Source organism: Paraglaciecola sp. L1A13 (assembly GCF_009796745.1).
Taxonomy (GTDB): Bacteria; Pseudomonadota; Gammaproteobacteria; order Enterobacterales; family Alteromonadaceae; genus Paraglaciecola.
In genome coordinates, this window is sequence record NZ_CP047024.1 from 4,306,286 (window position 1) to 4,326,250 (window position 19,965).

The 19,965-nt window shown below is 41.3% G+C and carries 19 protein-coding genes; 11 read left to right on the forward strand and 8 right to left on the reverse strand.

The features are described 5' to 3' along the window. Positions 1-20: 20 nt before the first annotated feature. The gene (gene hemJ, locus GQR89_RS18210) at positions 21-449 is read right to left on the reverse strand and encodes a protoporphyrinogen oxidase HemJ (protein WP_158771364.1); all 429 of its coding nucleotides are present in this window, start codon (positions 447-449) and stop codon (positions 21-23) included. Positions 450-486: 37 nt separating this feature from the next. After that, positions 487-2,166 carry a chloride channel protein gene (locus tag GQR89_RS18215; protein WP_158771365.1) on the reverse strand — a complete coding sequence of 560 codons (1,680 nt, stop codon included), beginning with the start codon at positions 2,164-2,166 and terminating at the stop codon, positions 487-489. 113 nt (positions 2,167-2,279) lie between these two features. Between GQR89_RS18215 and GQR89_RS18220 the strand changes: the two genes are divergently transcribed. The 3 genes from GQR89_RS18220 to GQR89_RS18230 all read left to right on the forward strand — a co-directional run bounded on the left by GQR89_RS18220 (position 2,280) and on the right by GQR89_RS18230 (position 4,613). Beyond that, positions 2,280-2,984, forward strand: coding sequence for a DUF6776 family protein (locus GQR89_RS18220; protein WP_158771366.1), 705 nt, complete (start codon positions 2,280-2,282; stop codon positions 2,982-2,984). Positions 2,985-3,095: 111 nt separating this feature from the next. After that, on the forward strand, positions 3,096-3,440 hold the full coding sequence (erpA, locus tag GQR89_RS18225) for an iron-sulfur cluster insertion protein ErpA (protein ID WP_007990224.1): 345 nt from the start codon (positions 3,096-3,098) through the stop codon (positions 3,438-3,440). A 276-nt stretch (positions 3,441-3,716) separates the two neighbouring features. Next, entirely contained in the window at positions 3,717-4,613 is an 897-nt protein-coding gene (locus tag GQR89_RS18230; RefSeq protein WP_158771367.1) for an EF-hand domain-containing protein, read from the forward strand. 133 nt (positions 4,614-4,746) lie between these two features. On the opposite strand, the gene GQR89_RS18235 is transcribed toward GQR89_RS18230, so the two are convergent. Then, on the reverse strand, positions 4,747-5,280 hold the full coding sequence (locus GQR89_RS18235) for a DUF2937 family protein (protein WP_158771368.1): 534 nt from the start codon (positions 5,278-5,280) through the stop codon (positions 4,747-4,749). A 116-nt stretch (positions 5,281-5,396) separates the two neighbouring features. Between GQR89_RS18235 and GQR89_RS18240 the strand changes: the two genes are divergently transcribed. Next, positions 5,397-5,789: a hypothetical protein gene (locus GQR89_RS18240; protein WP_158771369.1), complete on the forward strand. Its 393-nt coding sequence runs from the start codon at positions 5,397-5,399 to the stop codon at positions 5,787-5,789. A 133-nt stretch (positions 5,790-5,922) separates the two neighbouring features. Continuing rightward, entirely contained in the window at positions 5,923-6,528 is a 606-nt protein-coding gene (locus GQR89_RS18245) for a DUF2726 domain-containing protein (protein WP_158771370.1), read from the forward strand. An 86-nt stretch (positions 6,529-6,614) separates the two neighbouring features. Here the strand turns inward: GQR89_RS18245 and mdh are convergent, their stop codons facing one another. After that, positions 6,615-7,550, reverse strand: a complete 936-nt coding sequence (mdh, locus tag GQR89_RS18250) for a malate dehydrogenase (RefSeq protein ID WP_158771371.1) — start codon at positions 7,548-7,550, stop codon at positions 6,615-6,617. A 165-nt stretch (positions 7,551-7,715) separates the two neighbouring features. On the opposite strand from mdh, the gene argR reads away from it, so the two are divergent. Further along, complete coding sequence (gene argR / locus GQR89_RS18255) at positions 7,716-8,180, forward strand: transcriptional regulator ArgR (RefSeq protein ID WP_158771372.1); 465 nt, start codon at positions 7,716-7,718, stop codon at positions 8,178-8,180. Between the two features lie 84 nt (positions 8,181-8,264). Here the strand turns inward: argR and GQR89_RS18260 are convergent, their stop codons facing one another. Then, entirely contained in the window at positions 8,265-9,449 is a 1,185-nt protein-coding gene (locus GQR89_RS18260; RefSeq protein WP_158771373.1) for an endonuclease/exonuclease/phosphatase family protein, read from the reverse strand. 71 nt (positions 9,450-9,520) lie between these two features. After that, complete coding sequence (locus tag GQR89_RS18265; RefSeq protein ID WP_158771374.1) at positions 9,521-12,550, reverse strand: TonB-dependent receptor; 3,030 nt, start codon at positions 12,548-12,550, stop codon at positions 9,521-9,523. A gap of 448 nt (positions 12,551-12,998) precedes the next feature. Between GQR89_RS18265 and GQR89_RS18270 the strand changes: the two genes are divergently transcribed. The 5 genes from GQR89_RS18270 to GQR89_RS18290 all read left to right on the forward strand — a co-directional run bounded on the left by GQR89_RS18270 (position 12,999) and on the right by GQR89_RS18290 (position 17,887). Then, a complete protein-coding gene (locus tag GQR89_RS18270) occupies positions 12,999-13,838 on the forward strand; it encodes a PhnD/SsuA/transferrin family substrate-binding protein (protein WP_158771375.1) in 840 nt (279 codons plus the stop codon). After that, positions 13,828-14,763, forward strand: a complete 936-nt coding sequence (locus GQR89_RS18275; protein ID WP_158771376.1) for a hypothetical protein — start codon at positions 13,828-13,830, stop codon at positions 14,761-14,763. The genes GQR89_RS18270 and GQR89_RS18275 overlap by 11 nt, the downstream gene beginning before the upstream one ends. 312 nt (positions 14,764-15,075) lie before the next feature. Further along, positions 15,076-15,699 carry a uridine kinase gene (udk, locus tag GQR89_RS18280; RefSeq protein WP_158771377.1) on the forward strand — a complete coding sequence of 208 codons (624 nt, stop codon included), beginning with the start codon at positions 15,076-15,078 and terminating at the stop codon, positions 15,697-15,699. A gap of 47 nt (positions 15,700-15,746) precedes the next feature. Next, a complete protein-coding gene (locus tag GQR89_RS18285) occupies positions 15,747-16,955 on the forward strand; it encodes a NupC/NupG family nucleoside CNT transporter (RefSeq protein WP_158771378.1) in 1,209 nt (402 codons plus the stop codon). A 92-nt stretch (positions 16,956-17,047) separates the two neighbouring features. Next, positions 17,048-17,887 (forward strand): 2OG-Fe(II) oxygenase family protein, encoded by an 840-nt coding sequence (locus GQR89_RS18290; RefSeq protein WP_158771379.1) that lies wholly within the window; start codon positions 17,048-17,050, stop codon positions 17,885-17,887. A gap of 84 nt (positions 17,888-17,971) precedes the next feature. Here the strand turns inward: GQR89_RS18290 and GQR89_RS18295 are convergent, their stop codons facing one another. Continuing rightward, entirely contained in the window at positions 17,972-19,144 is a 1,173-nt protein-coding gene (locus GQR89_RS18295) for a transglutaminase-like domain-containing protein (RefSeq protein ID WP_158771380.1), read from the reverse strand. 129 nt (positions 19,145-19,273) lie between these two features. Next, positions 19,274-19,960 carry an exonuclease domain-containing protein gene (locus tag GQR89_RS18300; protein ID WP_158771381.1) on the reverse strand — a complete coding sequence of 229 codons (687 nt, stop codon included), beginning with the start codon at positions 19,958-19,960 and terminating at the stop codon, positions 19,274-19,276. Positions 19,961-19,965: the final 5 nt, after the last annotated feature.

Here is a 19,965-nt window from a genome sequence, read left to right on the forward strand (position 1 = left end):
TCCTTTCTTATTTATTGGTATTAAACAAACTTAACCACAGCCAAGCACACAATAATGAGTAAAACGAGCACCGGCGCTTCGTTCAAGAACCGATAAAAGCGTGATGAGTGGGTATTCTCATCGCGAGCAAATACCTTCACTAGATGATACAAATAAAAATGATAACCATATAACAACACGACCAATAAAAGCTTTATATGCAACCATCCCGAACTAGCAAACCATGACGCGCCGTATTGATAAATAAGACTGACACCAAATACCAATGTTAATACAGCAAAAGGGGTAATGAAAAACCACAGCTTGCGCTCCATCACTTTGAACTGATCACGCACCGCTTGAATATCCGTTTGAGCATGGTACACAAATAGTCTAGGCAAATAGAAAATACCCGCCATCCACGCCACCATAAAAAATACATGTAATGCTTTGAGCCACAAAATAGTCAACTAACTAACTCCGAATAATATAGTCATGGGTAAATAATTAAAATTGTGCTTTATGTAAATAACTACGCAACGTATTCCAGGTGATCACTCCCGTGATATTGCTTGGCTCGTTTTCGTAAACGTACACCGCGCCCTGACGACTGCTTTGCAATAACTGATAAACCTCTGCCAATGTCGACTGAAAAGAGACGCCCTGCATCGTAAAATAAGCCAATGAGGACTCTTCCCTACTAAGGCTGATGTCGTATTGAACAAGTGAAAACTGCGCATCAATTTCGAAGCTATTACGCTGTACAACGGGATGGGTAGGTGATGTCTCTAAAAACTGTAGAATATGGTGTTTCTGAGCATTGTTAAACAACTTGAATTCTTTGTCCATCACCGCCAATACACCGGTTTTTTGTAAGGCTTCAAGTACCGGCGATGTGGTATAGGGCAATTTTTGATAATCTAATTGTCGGATAAATATCGAGTTATTCCCCAAGAACTGAGTAGATGTAACATAGGCTGGTACAATAACCAAAATGGCTGGCAGGATAAGTTCAGGGCTGTAAGATAACTCCATAACAGCAGACAACGCGGCAAGTGGTGCATGCACCACCGAAGTCATCAAACCCGCCATGCCAAGCAAGGCAAAGCTACCACTAAGCTGTTCAACATTATCAACGGCTAATCCCAGAGGCGCAACGAGTAACGCACCACTTAGCATACCAAGCACAAAGACAGGACCCATAATACCGCCGGGTATCCCCAATCCAATGGCAATAATAGTGATAAAAAATTTAGCGCAAAGCACCGCCACCAACAAGGCTACGTCTTGCTGTTGCAAGACCATTTCGTGCACCGAAAAAAAGTGCGCTCCCAATGCTTCAGGTAGCACGTACCCTACCCCACCCGTTATCACACCGGCGATCAATAAACGTTTTATCATATTAAAACCCTGAAAAAGGTGCATTACCTTCATCAACGCATTGTTGAATAATGTTGCTAGGCCCCCAAGCAAAATGCCGAATAAAATCAAGTACAGGTAGATCCAACGACTGAATTCAAAAAACTCAATAAATGCTAATTCTTGAGCTTGGCCAAATACGGCTCTGGTCATAACCGTGCCAATTGCGGCGGCTAACATTATAGGAATAAAAATATGAATTTTATATTCCCGTAGGACGACCTCCATGACAAATATGACAGCGGCAAATGGGGTATTGAAAGAAGCGGAGATCCCAGCAGCAATTCCACAGCCCGATAAAATACGAATGCTATTGTGCGGTAATTTAAGCCATTGTCCGAAGAAGCTACTGCCTGCAGCCCCAAGATGTACAGAAGGGCCTTCTCGTCCCACTGAAAAACCACTGGCCAATGCAAATGCACCACCAAAGAATTGATTTATCGTGGTACGAAAAGGGATATGACCGAAATACTGTTTAACCCGGTGAATAACAAATGGAATACCCATACGGTATTGCTTAAAGCCTGTTAAATAGGCGACGAATAGAATAAGCAACACCCCAATAACGGGCAAAACGAGACGTTCAATACCAGATAAAGTCGTAAAATTATTAACCTCGTCGAGGTATAATAATTGTAACCATTCTACGCTTAAGCGGAAAAGAATAATCACAGATGCAGCGCAAACCCCACCAATAATACCCAAGGCACACAATTGAATAGAGGTGCGCGGCGTAGCCAGCTCTTGTCGAAATGCATTAAGGGACATATATTAGCGCTATTAATACGATACAGAATTACAGCATCTTATCACAAGCCGCTGTAATGTAAGGAATTACCTTATATCGTTGGTTTTAGTGTGCTAGCAAGGTTAAGTAGTTTGTGAATTATTCAGAGTTAAGGCGCTATTTCGGCCCCTATCAATTTTACGCGGTTTGCTCCTTAATTATATTAGCTACCGCTTATTTAGCCTTTTCTTTTGGCTTCAATTTAAGCCAAGAGCGCCAGCAACTTTTAACGCAACTTAAAAGCAGTAGCGAGAACTTACGGGTTGAAAACGCCGCTCTTTCTCAGCAAGTGAATGTAATGAGCGTTGAACTAGATATTGCTCAATCAGCCCAACGCAATTTGTCACAGGAAATAGAGCAAGCGCTTAGTCGCGAAGTATCGTTACGCAAAGAACTGGCGTTTTACCAACAAGTGATGGCTCCTGAATTAAATGCCACCGGATTAGCCATTGACGGTTTTGCGATAGAGAAAACCCTAAGCGAAGGATATTTCAGATTTAAGCTGGTCTTACTGCAACAAGATAAGATAAAAACCACGCTAAATGGCGACCTAAGACTAGTACTACACGGCAGTGAAAATGGACAACCCGTGACTTACTCCTTAACGCAACTTGTTAAGGAAGAAAGTGAGCCTTTGCAATTTATCTTCAAATATTTTCAAATGTTGGAGCGGGAATTTCAGCTTCCACCAAACTTTTTACCAGAAAAGGTTGTGATCAGCGCAGATGTATATAAATACAAACGCAAATTAGGCGAGGTAAGCAAAACATTTGATTGGGTGTTATCGTCAAGTGAATAGTTGACTAGATTAGTCAGGTATTAGATAATGTCGGCAATATTAGCTCGCTTTTGTAGAAATCTAAGATCCGCGCTATCCCCAATCACCAATTTGTATACACAGAGGTAATTTATGTCGGTGCAAACAGCAGTCCCTATCGAATTCTCCGACGCCGCCGCACGTAAAGTTAAGGCGTTAGTTGATGAAGAAGAAAATCCAAACTTAAAACTACGTGTTTACGTCACTGGTGGCGGATGTTCAGGCTTTCAATATGGCTTCACATTCGATGAAAAAGTTAATGAAGGTGATACCACGATCGATAAAGATCAAGTTACCTTAGTGGTCGACCCTATGAGTTTACAGTACCTTGTTGGCGGCGAAGTGGATTATACCGAAGGCTTAGAAGGCTCACGCTTTTTGGTCAATAACCCTAATGCTACGACAACCTGTGGCTGTGGGGCTTCGTTTACAGTGTAAGCGTTTATCAATTCCTGAGTGTGACGTTGTTGCAAAATAGTCTCACACTCAATCTGCTCCCCCGCCTTTAGCATGAATAATATCATCGTCCTATGGATGAACTTATTTCATTTGTGTCGCTATATTTACGCAATATTTGATATATATAATTTTTCAATTTCAATTAACTCATTGAAATTAAAGCCATTATTTAAATGGCATGAGTTATGTATTAGTTTCCTTGAAAGTAACGTCTCCTAAGTGATTTACGGAGAAACACGAACCGAGGAACGATTTATGAAAAAACTTACCCTAGCATCAATTATCGCCAGTCTATTAGCAACATCAGCATTTGCCGCACAGCAACAGTCCGATGCACCTCAAATGCCTGAACTTACAGACAAGACCTTTGTTGCATTAGATAGCAATAAAGATGGATTCGTCTCACAGCAAGAAGCAAAGCAAGATAATATTTGGAATGTCTTTGTTAAAGTAGATGAAGATGCTGATGGTCAAATTAATCCGCGCGAATTTAATACCTACGCAAGCATCTATAGTGAAGCAGATATCGACTTAGCAGACACGGTTGACTCCCATGCAGAAAATGCCCTTGATGAAGTAGGCACCAGCAGTAATGAAGCAATCAGCGCAGCCGATAGTGAATTAAGCCGCGCGAAGCAAAATGCTATTTCGGCCAAAGCGCAAAACAGTAACGCCGAACTGAGTACGCAGCTCACTGAGCACGACAGTCATGATGACGTTAACGCGATGACCGATAGCGAAGACCAGATGAAAGATGCTGAATCCAATGTCCAAAATGCGTTAGATAATGCTAAAGAGCTTAGTCTACAGGGACAAGAAGCGATTGATCATAATATTGATCAAAGTACTGAGGGTTTAAATCAGCAACTTGACGACAGTCAATCTGGGATTGCAGCATCGTCAACTACAAAGATTAACGCAGATTTAGAAAACGAAAATCCAGCTTTAAAGATCCCTGAACAACCAGAACCTATTAAACAAGCGTTTGGTGACGTAGATGCTGACGAAGATGGTTTCATCAATAAAGATGAAGCAAGTGACGCAGCGATTGCCGAGCATTTTGACAATGCTGATGTCAATAGTGATGACAAAATCAGTCAACAAGAGTATGACACTTTTGTAAAAGGTCAGCACCTTATCGAACGTGATTAAATACCTAGCTTTGGTAAATAACAGAATTAAATATTGAAAAGTATGTACAAAAAGCCGCGCAAGTTAATTAACTTGCGCGGCTTTTCTTTTGCGTACAGCACCATTTTTACATCAAGTAGCTAGTGTATTGCAGCTAACGTGAAGGTGTATTTTGCTTACGGATTGCGTGATAGCAAACTGAGCACGTTTTGGCACTTAGCCCCACCGATGCATCAAAAAGCGCAGCAAACAATAGTGCCATACAAATCCCCCAACCTAACGCTGCAGGATCAAGCGGGACCGTATAACTGAATTGATTGGTCGTTTCTTGCAAAATTTGTGGGTTATAATGCGTCAATAAATAATAAGTACGTTTAACAACACCGGCTCTTAGGTTATCCCACTGACTTTGCAAAGATTGTTCGCGTTGAAATATGGCCCTAACGTTCAGGGCGTCTTGATTGAAGACTCTGTCAGGACTACGTTGGTAGTGCGCAATTAGCTTATTAAGATCACCGTCAAAATAACGTTCCGCAGTCTGCTGAAATCCAACTAGGCTTTGCTGGGCTTCGAGTAAGTGTGCATCCACTCTTTTTTGGTACTGATCTACAAATGCAGGTATCTGCACACCGCAAAGCAGTCCAATGGCAAAAATGGCTAACCGAATATATTCTCTTAATATGTTCATAGCTTCTACTACCCGTTATACGCTGAATCGATATTACATACCTAAGATACGCCATCAACGATTGCCTGTCATAAGCGGTAAACTTATTATGATAGACGTATAGAAAAGGGCTCAATATGTTTAATACCTTAGCATTGACCGCAGCAACCATATTCTTCTGCCTAACGAATGTTTTATTCAGTAGTGAAACGCTGGCAACTAATGACACGCAAAAGGCAGAAGACATACATGCAGATACGTGCCCCACTGTATTCTACCAATTACAGCTTTCGTTTGATGCCAGCGCATGCCACGTTTTTGCCAGAACACTTCCCGCTTCAATAACGTACCACAGCAACCAACCGCCTAAAGCAGTTCAGCTATTCTTCCGTCAACAAATAGACACCCCCTTCACGCAAGCGTTCGATCACAATCGAATTTTGCTGCATTTAGAAGGCAATCATAAAATCATCGTAATTTCCCCAGATGGTCTAGGTAGCCAAGTAGATATACTGATTAACCCAAGCTAAATTCGATGGGTCTACGGCCTAATTTGTTCCCTAACATTTAAGCGCAACGTCTGGCACTGTCTTTGCTATATCTTCTGTAGGTATCAACACAGGCAAAAACTGTCAAATATTTGGCAGGCCTATAGGAGCAGGTATGGAATTGGCAATTATCTTAATGATGATATTAATCGTGGTCGCGATTGGTGCAGTAAAATTGAATGAACCAAGTTTAACCTTCCCGTTTAAAAAGAAGACGAATCTATTTACCCCCGTCGAGCGTAGCTTTCTCGCTCTTATTGACGAAGCTGTAGGTAATCAGTTTCGTATTATGTGCCGGGTGAAACTGTCAGACGTAGTTGCAACACGCGAAAGTGCTAACAAAAAGACCAGTAAAAACGCATATAGTCGCACCAGTGGTCGGCAACTTGATTTCGTCCTGTGTGCAAAAGATGACATGTCGCCCGTTATCGCAATCGATTTAGTGCATGCCAATCAAAATGGTAAAGATGGGTACAAGCGCCAACGAGATTGGTTTGTAAGCGGGGCGTTAGACGCTGCGCGTATTCCACATGTACGTATTAAAGTTCGTTCAGGATATACCGCAAAAGATATACGTCAGTGCATTGACGCTAAGCTCGCGTCGGTAAGAATTGCTTCAAGCAATACGCCACTTATTGCAGGCACGGCGGGTCAGGTAAAAGATCCTAATGTGGCAACTCGACCAACAAAACCATTAGCTCAAAACCCTATGGCGGCCTAGTAACTAACTACCTATGATATTGATTTGATGAATTACGAATATAAAAAAACCAGCTTTCGCTGGTTTTTTTATATATTGGGCAAGAATTAGTTTTTAACGAATTCAACACCCAACTTAATATCGCCACGTAGGCCTTCTAACATTGACTCTTTAGCCTTCTGCTCGAAATCACTCAACTCACCGTAAGGCAGAATTTCTTCAACGCCGTTTTTACCCAAACGAACTGGGTGTGAGAAGAATTGTGCGTCATCGCTGTTAGTTTCAACGTAGGTATACTCAACCACGTTTTCACCGCGCATCGCAGCAACAAGAGATAAACAGAAACGAGCTGCTGCTTGGCCCATAGATAAAGTTGCAGACCCGCCGCCAGCTTTAGCTTCAACTACTTCTGTACCCGCGTTTTGAATGCGAGTCGTCAAACTTGCGACTTCTTCATCAGTAAACTCAACACCTTCCACTTGTGAAAGCAAAGGTAAAATAGTTGTACCAGAGTGACCACCGATAACAGGAACGTGAACGTTTGCAGGGTTCAGGCCACGAAGGTTACCAACGAAAGTCTCAGCACGAATAACGTCAAGGGTTGTTACACCAAATAACTTGTTCTTGTTGTAGACACCCTTAGCTTTCAACGTTTCAGCTGCGATAGCAACCGTGGTGTTAACTGGGTTAGTAATAATACACACACATGCTTCAGGACAATTATCTGCAACACCATCAACTAGGTTTTTAACAATCCCAGCATTGATGTTGAATAAATCAGAACGATCCATACCAGGTTTACGCGGAACACCAGCAGGAATAAGCACGATGTCACAACCTGTCAATGCTTTAGCTAGGTCATCTTTACCAAAACCTTCAACTTTAACATCGGTAGGAATGTGACTTAAATCAACTGCAACACCAGGTACGACAGGGGCTACGTCATACAAAGCTAGTTCTGTACCAGCTGGCAATTGAGTCTTTAACAACAATGATAACGCTTGGCCTATACCGCCAGCTGCTCCTAATACCGCTACTTTCATAAATCTCTCCTGTGGAATGCTAATCAATTCGCGAGCGAAACATTAATGCAAGACCCGCGAAAAAACAATTAAATGCTGAGCTGGATTTGTACGAAATTCTATGTGAGGGCAAATTGCTTAACTTCAAGTACTAAGGCAAAATAGCCGCCATAAACAGAGGAATATATGGCTACTAATAAGCAAGAAGAACTCATCAAGGCATTTAAGGATATCTTAAAGGCCGAAAACTTTGGCTCTCAAGGTGATATTGTCGACGCGCTCAAAACACAAAGTTTTGATAATATCAGCCAATCTAAAGTATCCCGCATGCTCAGTAAGTTTGGCGCAGTGCGAACGCGTAACGCCCGAGGCGATATGGTGTATTGTTTGCCGCCAGAGCTAGGCATGCCCACGGCGCGCAGTCCACTGCGCCAGCTAGTACTGGACATAGTGCACAACAACGTCATGATCATTATTCGTACAAGCCCCGGCGCTGCCCAACTTATTGCAAGATTACTTGACTCATTAAGTCAAAAAGATGGTGTATTGGGCACCATAGCAGGCGACGACACAATTTTTATTGCGCCTTCGGATATTAATCAGATCGAGGAAATTCGCGTGCGCGTTGAAGCCCTTTTTGAAAACGTCTAAACCGAAATCTTCCAACATAACTCTCCCTCATGCATTCGCTAGAGGGGCGAGTACAGTAATTAAAATGGTCACAAACGTTCATTATTACTTGTGGCCAGCTTCTAATTGCACATCAACCCATACCAAACGATGGTCAGACGAAGCTTGGCGATTTTGAATTAATCGATATAGGGGATCCTGTGGGGTAGGCCAAAATACGCCACTGTCAGTCACCTCACCGAGTTTAGTGCTGGCTAACACATAATCAGCACGCATTCGCCAAAAAGCCGTGTGAGTGGCTGCATAAACACTATTTTTAGTGTGTAACGATGCGCCTTTACTGGTGGGTATCATATTGGCGTTAATTGCGTCGTGGCTCAGCAATGCTTGAATTCCCTCTTTGTATGCATCTCCTTCTTCTGCTGACGCATTTAAATCCCCTAAAATGACAAACGCTTCGCTACTTATGCCACCAAACGCCCCTTGATCATCATAAATATAATCAGCTTTAGTTGAGCCCGATATGTAATCAACCCAAAAGCGAATTTCGTCGTGATTACGTTTCCCGTTGCGGTTTTCTGGTCCATCAAAAACAGGCGGTGTCGGATGGCTAGCCAATATATGAATTACGTTTCCGTTAATGCGAATGGGTACGTCCCAATGGGACTTTGACGAGAGCCTAAATACCGCTTTTGCCTGAGGCGAATACCAATCTGTGCCATCTTCTGCTTTCACACTATTTAGTAGACCGTTTGGCATATCTTTCCAAAGGAAATGTTGAAATGTTCTCACTTGCTCGCTTTCAATTGGGTATCGGCTTAATAGCACCATGCCGTATTGCCCTGGATACAAACCAAAAGCAAAGGTATCACCACCGTTATCGGTATTTTTGCCGTTATGATTAAGATCTACCCCGGAAGGCACACCTGTATTCACCGGTGCAGAATAATAATAGGGATAATTTATTGACTCGATGCCTTCTTGCGAAACTGCCAAGTAGTTATTAATAAATGCTTTTACTCCTTTAGCTTCATTCTCCGTGTAATCGAATTCATTAAGCAAGATAATATCAGGGCGCACTCGTTGTATGATTTCGGCGATATTACGTATCTGCTGGTGCTTACCAAAAGCAAGGTTTTCAAACAACTCATGTCCCTTAGGCTGGACATCCTTAGGCAAGTAATTACTCGCTTCCATACTGACGTTAAACGTCGCTATTCTTATTGTTTGTGCATGACTCACAAAAACGACTCCCATCCATAATGTTATTAACAATAACGCCCTGTGCATTTATGATTTCCTTTAAACAAATAAAAAAGCCGGCTACAAGAGCCGGCTTCTTAGCATAACCAATTTAATGATTAGAATCTGTAGTTAACACCAATACGCATTTCCCACAAAGATGCATCACCTTGACGACTTTGAGGTGAAGTATTCCCGATAGTGGCAGTATTGAAAGATACTTCTTCCAAAATTCCCCAGTCATCGTTAATCATGTTAGTGAAGTTATCAATGGTCAAGCTAACGGTGGCTGTATGACCATCAGCAAATGCTGGGATCTCTTGCCTTACCGCGATATCCACTTTTGTCCACCAATCGCTTTCTTGATCATTACGCTCTGCTCCGATAGGAAGCACGCTGTTGCTGTCCAAATACGGTGTATATCCAAAGATTTCGTTGTTGGCGACATCTTGAGATAGAGTGAAGCTATATGGACGACCTGATTGCGCCAATGCATACATGTTGAAGCGTGTCTCTAAACCTGCAAAGAGTTCAATTGCATAACTAAAGTCAGCAGTAAAACGATGCTCAATGTTCCAATCTGATAACGAAGATACATCTTCGTTTGGATTAGTAAATGCACGATATTGATAATTGGAGAATGCAACAGAACTTGTCATAGGCTGTACATCTTCAGCATGGTTATAGGAGTAACCAGTGACCAAGCGTAAGCCATTATCCCAAGTCTTCTCTAAGGTTCCTGTCAATGAATAAGAAGTAGATACTTCGTCAGAATTAGTTAGTTCAAGAGAACCATAACCATTACTTTCATAATCAACATAACCTTCATCAGTAAATCCAACTTCATCAATACCAACATACTTAATCATCGCTTGGTCTTGCGTAAACGACACTAATAAATCTGCGTTTAGGATGAAGTCAGAATCAGTTACGTGCGTTATACCCGCTGATACTTTCCACTCACTTGGCATTTTGAAATCTGGATCTAAGTTATTTGATTCAAAATTACCTGCGGCGCCACTATCCAACAAGTCGTCAAGTTCAGAAGGAACACCATAGCCTGGACCAACTGGCGCGCCATCTTCAACATTGGCCCAAACCACATCATCATCAAACAAGCTGCGAGATCCATCGTCATAACCGAAATCACCACCGTCTACTTCACCGCCAGTTACGTTGGTATTCTGGTAATTATTGGTCATCCAAACGTTCGGGTTACCACCAGAGAATAAGCCTACGCCACCACGGATTTCAGTACTGTCGCTAAGGGTATAGTTCAAACCAATACGCGGTTGAAGTAAACTAATACCATCTAGGTTTGCCGTATTACTGTAACCATTACCAGCAAGAAAATCTGCATTCTCTACAGGCTTATCAGACGTGGTTATCCAGTCATAACGTAAACCCGCTATTACTTTCAAATCATCTGTTAAGTAGAAGTCATCTTGAATATAGGTACTGTGCGATGTGTAACCCCATTCCGCAGCACGATCATTAATGTCACCTGAATAGGCGTGGCCATACTCAACGTCACTAGCGATACCATTTTCAAAATCTGCAATACTATCAAAAGAAAGTGACGTTTCAGCGTGTTGTACAAAGATGTTATATATTTCTAGATCGTCACTTTCGTAACCGAACGTAAGACTATGACCGTTATCAAGGTAATAGTTACCACGGAACATCATGCTAAGTGCATCCCAATTGAGATCATTCACTTGGCGACTATCGTCCGAACCTAAAAAGACGGTCATATCATCTAAAAAGAGCTTAACTTCACCAAAGTCATTCCCTCCAACACTGCCATCACCGGTAAGTGAGTTTTGACGATTATCTAATTCAGTATAAGAAAGACGCACTTCGGTAGAGAATTTATCATTCCAATCAGAATACAATACACCTGAATAAGACGTCAGTTCCGCACCACGTTCGTACAAATGGCTAGACAGTTCAAATTCGTCTGAATCACCATCTGATTCAGCAAAGTTGTTACCATCATTCCAGTTATATGTGAAAGACGCTCGGTGTTGTTCGTTGATGTTCCAATCTAATTTAACTAAAAGCTTTTCATCTTCGTTTGCAAGGCTTGAAGGAACTGTGCCTGGGTCAAACTGATATAAATCATTCGAGATACGAATAATTTCATCTAATTGAGTTTGCGTAAGGGCTACTTCGTTGATCGCACCTGAACCAGCTACACCGCGATCAAAAATATTTGCGCCTTCGAGTTTTTCATATGCTGCAAAAATGAATAATTTATCTTTAATTAATGGAGCGCCAACACTGAAACCATAACGTTTTTCTGTGTAGTCGCCAATGTTGATGTCGTCGCCTTCTAACGAGTCACCTCTAAGGTCATTGCTGCCGTAATCATAGAATGCAGAACCGTGCACTTCATTTGTACCCGTCTTACTTACAGCACTGATATTACACGCTGAGAAACCACCATAGATGACGTCAAACGGTGCAATTTCCACTGCAACACCTTCAATCGCATCATAAGAGAAAGGCATTCTCTCTGTTGGGTAACCATTTGAGTTAAGACCAAACAAGTCATTCATGCGCACGCCATCAACAGTTAAGCTGTTGAAACGAGGGCTTTTACCCACACACTGAATGCCGCCGCTTCCGCCTTCATCAACGTAGATGCGAGGGTCAATTCTTACGATATCAGTCAAGTCACGGTTAATGGCTGGTGCATTTTCTAGCGTTGCTAAATCAAAGTTAGCGCCAGGTCCAATTTTACCAAAAGATAAACTGCTAACTTGTGATGCGGAAACCGATATCCGTTCAATATTGTCCTCTGCAGTCAAGGCACGGTTAATCGGCGCTGTTTCACCCAAACTAAGGTAAACATCTTCTATCGTTTGGTCAGCAAATGTATTTGAATCTAGCTCAATCGTGTAAGGACCACCTACGCGCAGACCATTTAAATTGAAAGTACCTGCAGAGTTAACCGTAGCAGTTTTTACAGCACCAGTAGGTACATGAGTTACTTTAACAACCGTTCCTGCTGCTGGATTACCATTTGGACCAACAATCTGACCTGTCATACCTGAAGAAGTAGTTTGTGCGAATGCAGCTGAAGACATGCCGAGTGACATGGCAACTGCAAGCGCAATGCTAGTGAGCTTAGTTTTTCTTAACATTGTGTGTTTCCTAATTATTGTGAATAGTAAATCGTGTTAGTTTTTATGCCGCTATTATTTTATTTTTTTATTGCATTTATATTACTGCACTGACTAATAACCGAACAATCTGACTAAATGGTCAAATTTTCCCTGCCCGCTTCAAAATCTTATCTATTAACGACCACTATTATTTTTTATTTGCCGTGGCCTGAAACGATATGTGACAAACTTCGACTTAGTTAGTGTGACCAATCTTCGCAAAGTAAAAACCCCTTAATAGCATTCATAACTTCTTATTAGTAATCATTAATAATCAATAGGTTAACCTACTTAAGTAAACTTACCTATTGCATTAAGTAAGACTAACTGGTCAAATCAGTTCAATAAGTAAAAACACCTAACTTGAGTATAGATTAACATTTTGTCGACGAGCACCATAACCCTACCTATTTTATCGGGACTTTTCATGCTTGCCAGTTGGTATACTGGTGTTTTTTCAGGCGCGATAAAAAGTGAAGATTTATCTAATTTAATTTCTGAATCGCTCAGTTGCCAAACAAAATCGGTAAAAAATAGTGACATTTTTGTTGTTTTTATAACCGATCAAGGAATGGCGAGCAAACTTCTTTCTTCTTTATGTAGCAATCAAACCATCAATCGTCAATACGGTGAAGTGTCAATTCAATGGAGTCATAACGAACAAGAGATCATTCAATATGTCGGCAAAGGTATCGCTGACCTTGCATTAGTTAAAGAAAATGTGATGCTTGCTTTTGCTGTAGAAACCACTTACCGCTATCAAACAATCGCCCAATATCAAGACTATTCTACCTATCTTATTTCCCTAAAAGAAAAACCGGAACTGACTAAACAATACTTATGGGGGAAACGCTTAGGCTTATTGGATTATCCCAGTAGCCGTTCAGGGCATATCGTACCTAAAGGTTTGATGAATGACTTAGGTATATCTGAAGCAAATATGGAAATAGTCTACGTTAACTCCCACGAAGCGCTGCGCGATCTTTTAGCTGCCGGTAAGGTTGATATCATCTCGTCCTTTTGGAAAGACGAAGACGAGCAGCGATTCTCTGCGAATTACATTACGCCGATAAAAACGAAAGTTAGTGGTAGCAAATGGTACTTAAAAATGGAAACTCGCAATACAGATTTGATATGCGAAATTCAAAATACCTTATTAAAGTTATCAGCTGAAACTCAATCAGATTACTACAGTCAACTTCAGCTTATCCCCAACCACTGCCAGCCGCCATTAAATGAAGAGGAGCAGCAATTAGATGAAAAATAACCTAATTTACGCTGCCGTTTTTTTAACAACTTGGTTGGTATTTCAAATTGCATTTGTCGTAGGTGTGCATTTCCAAACGACCTCAAACCAAACACAGTTTTTAGCCAGTATCGAAAAACGCATCGCTATTGACTTACCAAAATTGCGTTTAGCCAATTCTAAATTCAAAACAGTTGCAGACGCACGCTCTGTAAGCCTGTATTTGGGCGATTTAAATGACCTTTTAGAGCAACGAACATCCCCAATTTATGTGACTAGCATTCAAGGGATAATGGCACCTGATGTAAAACAAGACGTTGAAAAATGGGAGGCTTATCTTCAAACTAATGATCAGAAAATAGTTATACAGTACACAAAAAATGCTCTATTTTGGTTTGATTATTTCAGTGTTATTCCGATTATATTAGCGATTATTCTTAGCCTGTTATATATAAGAAAACTGCGCTCTACACATAAAAATGCGGTTGTTCTGCAAAACGAGCAAGAAGTCGCTCATCAACATCAATTGATTATCGATTTAAAAAACAAAACCCTGAGCTATATCGACAACACGACGACCGTTGTACTACCGAATAAGCCATTTTGTTTTTATGCTGCATTGGTCGAATTTTGTATACATGATAAAAGCGCTAATTTAAGCAATAGCAGTGATGTGCCAGACGAACTTGCACAAACCGCAAATAAATACTTTTATCGCTTAATTGATTTGGGGCACACTAAACGTAAAAGACCAGACTTTACCGCTAATTTAGATAAAACCCTCAGTGAAATACGTTCCGCGTTGGATGATTTATTCGTCGATCATCAAGATGAAAAAGAGCAATTCTACCCGCCAAAAGCGCAAGGGGAAGGCTCTAGGTCGAAGTTACACAATTACGCATTACCCAATTTGACAGATGACAAAGTTGTTTTCATCGGAAAATAGCGCGATGCCCATCAATGCTTAATTTTTCTTCCCTTTCTACTTTTGTTGCATAGCATCTGAAGCCCTAAATTCAAAATGCTTTGCTCGGGTAACTTCTATCCGCTGCATATAATCAATTTACCAAAAAACAAAACTTGACCAAATGGTCTATAAATATTAACGTTGTTGCGTTAATGTTAACCAGAGGGGCTAACATTGGGTAGATTTACGGGTTGTCACAAAAATTGCTGTATAAATGCACCGTGAAAACTGACTTTTTCACCGTTCGCTGGTATCTTTCAAGCAATCTCATATCTATCATTTCGGAGTAGTATGTCTGCCCCCCTCGTTATCGCTATCTCCGGTGCTTCTGGCTCGGGTAAATCGCTGTTTACTGAAAATTTGCTAAAGGAATTTTCAGAAGACGGGAAACATGTTCGAATATTACGTGAAGATCATTATTACCGCGCTCAGGATCATCTCCCTATGGAAGAGCGTGAAAAAAATAATTACGACCATCCCAAAGCATTTGAACATGAATTACTGGTTGAGCACTTGCAAGCCCTGAGAAACTGGCAGTCGGTTGAATACCCTCACTATTGCTACAAAACACATACACGCTTGGCTCAAACCGAAAAACTAATGTCAGCACCGGTTATCATAATTGAAGGTATTATGTTGTTAGCAAATCAAGATTTGCAGCCCTTATTCGACATTAAAATCTTTGTAGATACCCCCTTAGACATTTGCTTATTGCGTCGCATGAAACGTGATATTGCTGAACGAGGTCGTACGCTAGATTCTGTTGCCAAACAATATGAATCAACTGTTAAACCAATGTACCATCAGTTTATCGCACCAAGTCGTTTTACTGCTGATGTGATTGTTACCCAAGGCGGCAAGAACCGTATTGCACTGGATGTTATTAAATCTCATATTCAGCAGACGCTACTTTAGTCCGAAACCAATAACGACGATATAATAACAATAATTAAGGAGTTAGGATGGTCAGCTTGATTGGCATCGCTGTTCTGTTCATTCTTGCGATACTGCTTTCTGCACATCGCAAGTCGATAAACTGGCGCACTGTGGGTGGTGCATTTGCCATTCAGGCCATAATTGGCGCATTAGTGCTGTACTTCCCTCCAGGGAAAGAGTTTTTGCTAGGCCTGACTGTCTACGTCAAAAATATTATTGAATACAGTCAGCAAGGCATAGATTTCATTTTTGGTCAGCTTGGTAACAAATCACTTGGCTTTATTTTTGCGTTCAATGTTTTACCGGTCATCGTGTTTTTCTCTTCGTTAATCACTGTTCTCTATCATTTGGGAATTATGTCTTGGATCATCCGCTTAATCGGTGGTTTTTTGCAAGTCGCCCTAAAAACCAGTCGCCCTGAGTCCATGTCTGCTGCAGCTAATATTTTTGTTGGTCAGACTGAAGCCCCATTGGTGGTAAAGCCATTTATTCCACATATGACTCGCTCAGAACTGTTCGCCATTATGGTTGGCGGTTTAGCGTCTATTGCGGGCTCTGTTATGGCTGGATACGCGGGAATGGGGGTGGAAATTAAGTATTTGCTCGCTGCCAGCTTCATGGCTGCTCCAGGTGGTTTATTGATGGCAAAAATCATTATGCCTGAGACCCAAGAAGTGAAGAACGAACTAGCTGAAGTCGACAATGAAGAAGATAAATACGCTAATATTTTTGATGCGGCAGCCAGCGGTGCAGCTTCCGGTATGCACCTAGCGCTAAATGTAGGCGCCATGCTGCTTGCCTTTATCGCTCTTATCGCTTTGCTAAACGGTCTAATTGGCTGGGCTGGTGGTTTAGTGGGCGTTGAAAACTTAAGCTTTGAAATGATCCTCGGTTACGTTTTTCAGCCGTTAGCATGGACATTAGGCGTGCCATGGGATGAAGCGAATCTTGCAGGGAGCTTTATCGGGCAGAAAATGGTCGTCAATGAGTTTGTTGCCTACGTAGATTTTCTAAAATACCAAGCAGATTTATCACCAGGTACGCAAGCTATCGTCATATTTTCACTTTGTGGTTTTGCTAATTTTTCATCGATTGCGATACTTATGGGTGGTATTGGCGCATTGGCTCCAACCAGACGCAAAGAAATTGCCCAACTTGGCTTAAAAGCAGTATTAGCGGCCACGTTAGCAAATCTAATGAGCGCAGCGTTAGCAGGCTTATATCTAAGCCTTTAAAGTAACGCCGCCGGCTTTGAAGTAAATATTAAAGGAATGAATGCCAAGGTAGGCAATCCATTCACACTACATGACAGACAGGAAAGAATATTATGCAATTGCTCGCAGTTGACTATCTAGCGCCTGACGCGGACAAACAGTTCGTTGAATCGCTGCGCCAAACAGGTTTTGGTGTCCTTAAAAACCATCCTATTGAACAGTCTTCTGTTACCAGTATTTATCAAAACTGGCAGGCTTTCTTCAATAGCGATGAGAAGCTTCATTATGCGTTCGATAATAAAAGCCACGACGGTTTCTTCTCAACTAAAGTATCTGAAACAGCCAAGGGTTTTAAAAAGAAAGATATTAAAGAGTACTTTCATTATTATCCTTGGGGTAAGTGCCCGCCAAATTTAAAACAAGAATTACAAGACTACTATCAGGCAGCTAATGATTTAGCATCTGAATTACTTGGCTGGGTTGAAAAGTATTCGCCTGCTGACGTTGCTGCCCACTACAGTGAACCGCTTTCCGGCATGGCCACGAACAGTGATCAGACACTTTTACGTGTGCTACATTACCCACCGATTACGGGCAATGAAGAACCTGACGCTATTCGCGCCGCAGCCCATGAAGATATTAATTTATTGACCATTCTGCCTTCAGCGAATGAACCTGGCCTGCAGGTTAAAGGTACCGGTGATGAATGGATTGACGTACCTTGCGACTTTGGTAATTTGATTGTTAACATCGGGGATATGTTGCAAGAAGCATCCGGTGGATATTTTCCGTCTACGTCTCATCGGGTCATTAACCCTAAAGGTGCTGATCAATCTAAATCTCGGATATCGTTACCGTTGTTTTTGCATCCCCGTCCTGAGGTAGTATTATCAAAACGCCATACCGCGAAGACCTACTTAGCTGAACGTTTACGAGAACTTGGCGTAGCGTAAACTGTTGATTATCAAACAACAAAAACCAACCTCAGCAATATAAAAATCGCTGAGGTCGGTCTTTACAAAGTTATATATGTATATTTAAGAACGCGTCAATAAGTCTAACTCACCTTGATACAGCTCTTTTTCTTGTAAGTTTTTCGTCTTACGTTTGGCTTTTTTCAAATATCTCTCAGTTTCAACTACCTCACCAAGCGCATAGTACGTTTTCGCTAATGCATAAAATATTTCATGACGACTACCGTCGATAGCCAACGCTCGATTAAAATGAGTTAAAGCCTGTTGCAGTTTGCCGAGGTCAAAATCCCTTCTTCCCAAGTCCAAGTGATAGTATGGGTTACGTAAACGTTTACTTTGCACTCGGGCAAGAATCGCTGCCGATTGTTCCGGCTTGCCCGAATGTGCATACAAGTACGCTAAATTTTCCCATGCGGTTAAATTATCAGGAGATGAAGACAAAGCATGTAAGTAAACGTTTTCCGATAATTCATACAACTTAGATACGCGATACAAAAAACCTAAATTGACCAAAGCAGAGTCAAAATTTGGCTCAACTTTTAGGGCGGCTGCAAAATAAGCATATGCGCGGTCGCGATCATTATTAAGCAACGCATCAGCTCCCTTATTGTTATAGAACATCGCGATAACTTGATTTTTACTCAATTCTGTTTTTATAAAATGTTCTTTTGCGGTTTGCGGGTTAAAGTCGATTTGATAACCTTTGTTATACACATAGAATGAATTACTGCTGCGTTCTCTTGGGACTATTTGTAAATTGATATGCCCGTTTAGTAAGCTTACCCCCTCACGTCGTGTCCAATACTCTGGCACTTTAACGTCTTGAAAGCGCGCACCTAATCCTGCCTCTGTAGCCATTGCATAAGTCATAATAGATAAAGATAAACAGTTCGCGGTTTTGTTATAAAAGGTTTCATTGGCCGTGGTATTCGCGTCACCGCGATAAAGCAAATCAAAATCTAAGCGCTCAAATATATTTCTGGCTAACGTCTCCGTTCGCTCTATTGGATCTTTAATACGGCCGACTGTTTTTTGCACGTAGGCCCTGGCTTCTTTGTCCAACCGAAATATATCTTTTTCAGATTCAATCCTAATATCACTTGCTCTGGGAAATGCATCATCTTGCAAAATGGGCCCTGATACTTGTTTTATGGGCGGAGCACTTTGGCAAGCTGTTAAACCTAGGGTAACAAATAGAATCACCCAAAATGTATCCTGCTTGGTAAAATATTTCACAATACCTCTCCTCTTTGCTTCTCCTTAAATTTAGTTAAAGAAAGGAGTTTTTACTATAGCGTGGAGGTATATTTTGCAACATTTTAATAACATTATATAAACTATTTTGTTACATAAGATTTACAGGTTCTATTTTCGCTCTTGAATCGGTTGTGCTGGAAATACTTCAACTGCACTGGTTATAAGCAAGCTCTTAAGTGTATCACTGGTTTTGGGGGAAAACTTCTGGATCTGGGCGTACAGTAACTCCATAGTCGCCATTGCATCGTCTAATGCATTATGCCCAGCGACTGCAGGTAAATTATAGCGCGCTCGACAGACTGGCAGCACGACAGCATTGGGGGGAGGCGGCCGTAAATTTCTCGTTAATTGATATAAGCCAAATCGCAGAGTATCTACAGTAACCACTGTGGGTAAAGCAATATTTAGCTTTTTAAAAACACCATTTAGAACTGTCATATCTAAGGCTGTACAGTGAAAAACCCAAATATGGCTACTCGCATAATGTTTAAGTTTTTCAAGAGAAATCCGTAGCGGCTCCCCTTGAGCAATATCCTGCGCGGTCAATCCATGTATAACGGGACTTTGATTTAGCGACCCCGTTGTCGATACCACTTGGTAAAAACAACTTTGTAGGAATATTTGCTTACCCTTGCCTTCCACCCATCCAATTGACAATATTTTGGTATCTTTTAAATTAAGTGATGTAAGCTCTAAATCAATACATAAAAAAGGTATCTCTGCCAATGGCATGTTTAGCCATTCGTCAGGCACTTGCGGTCTGGGTGCTAGCCACTGTTTCACTTTTTTCCACATCAAAT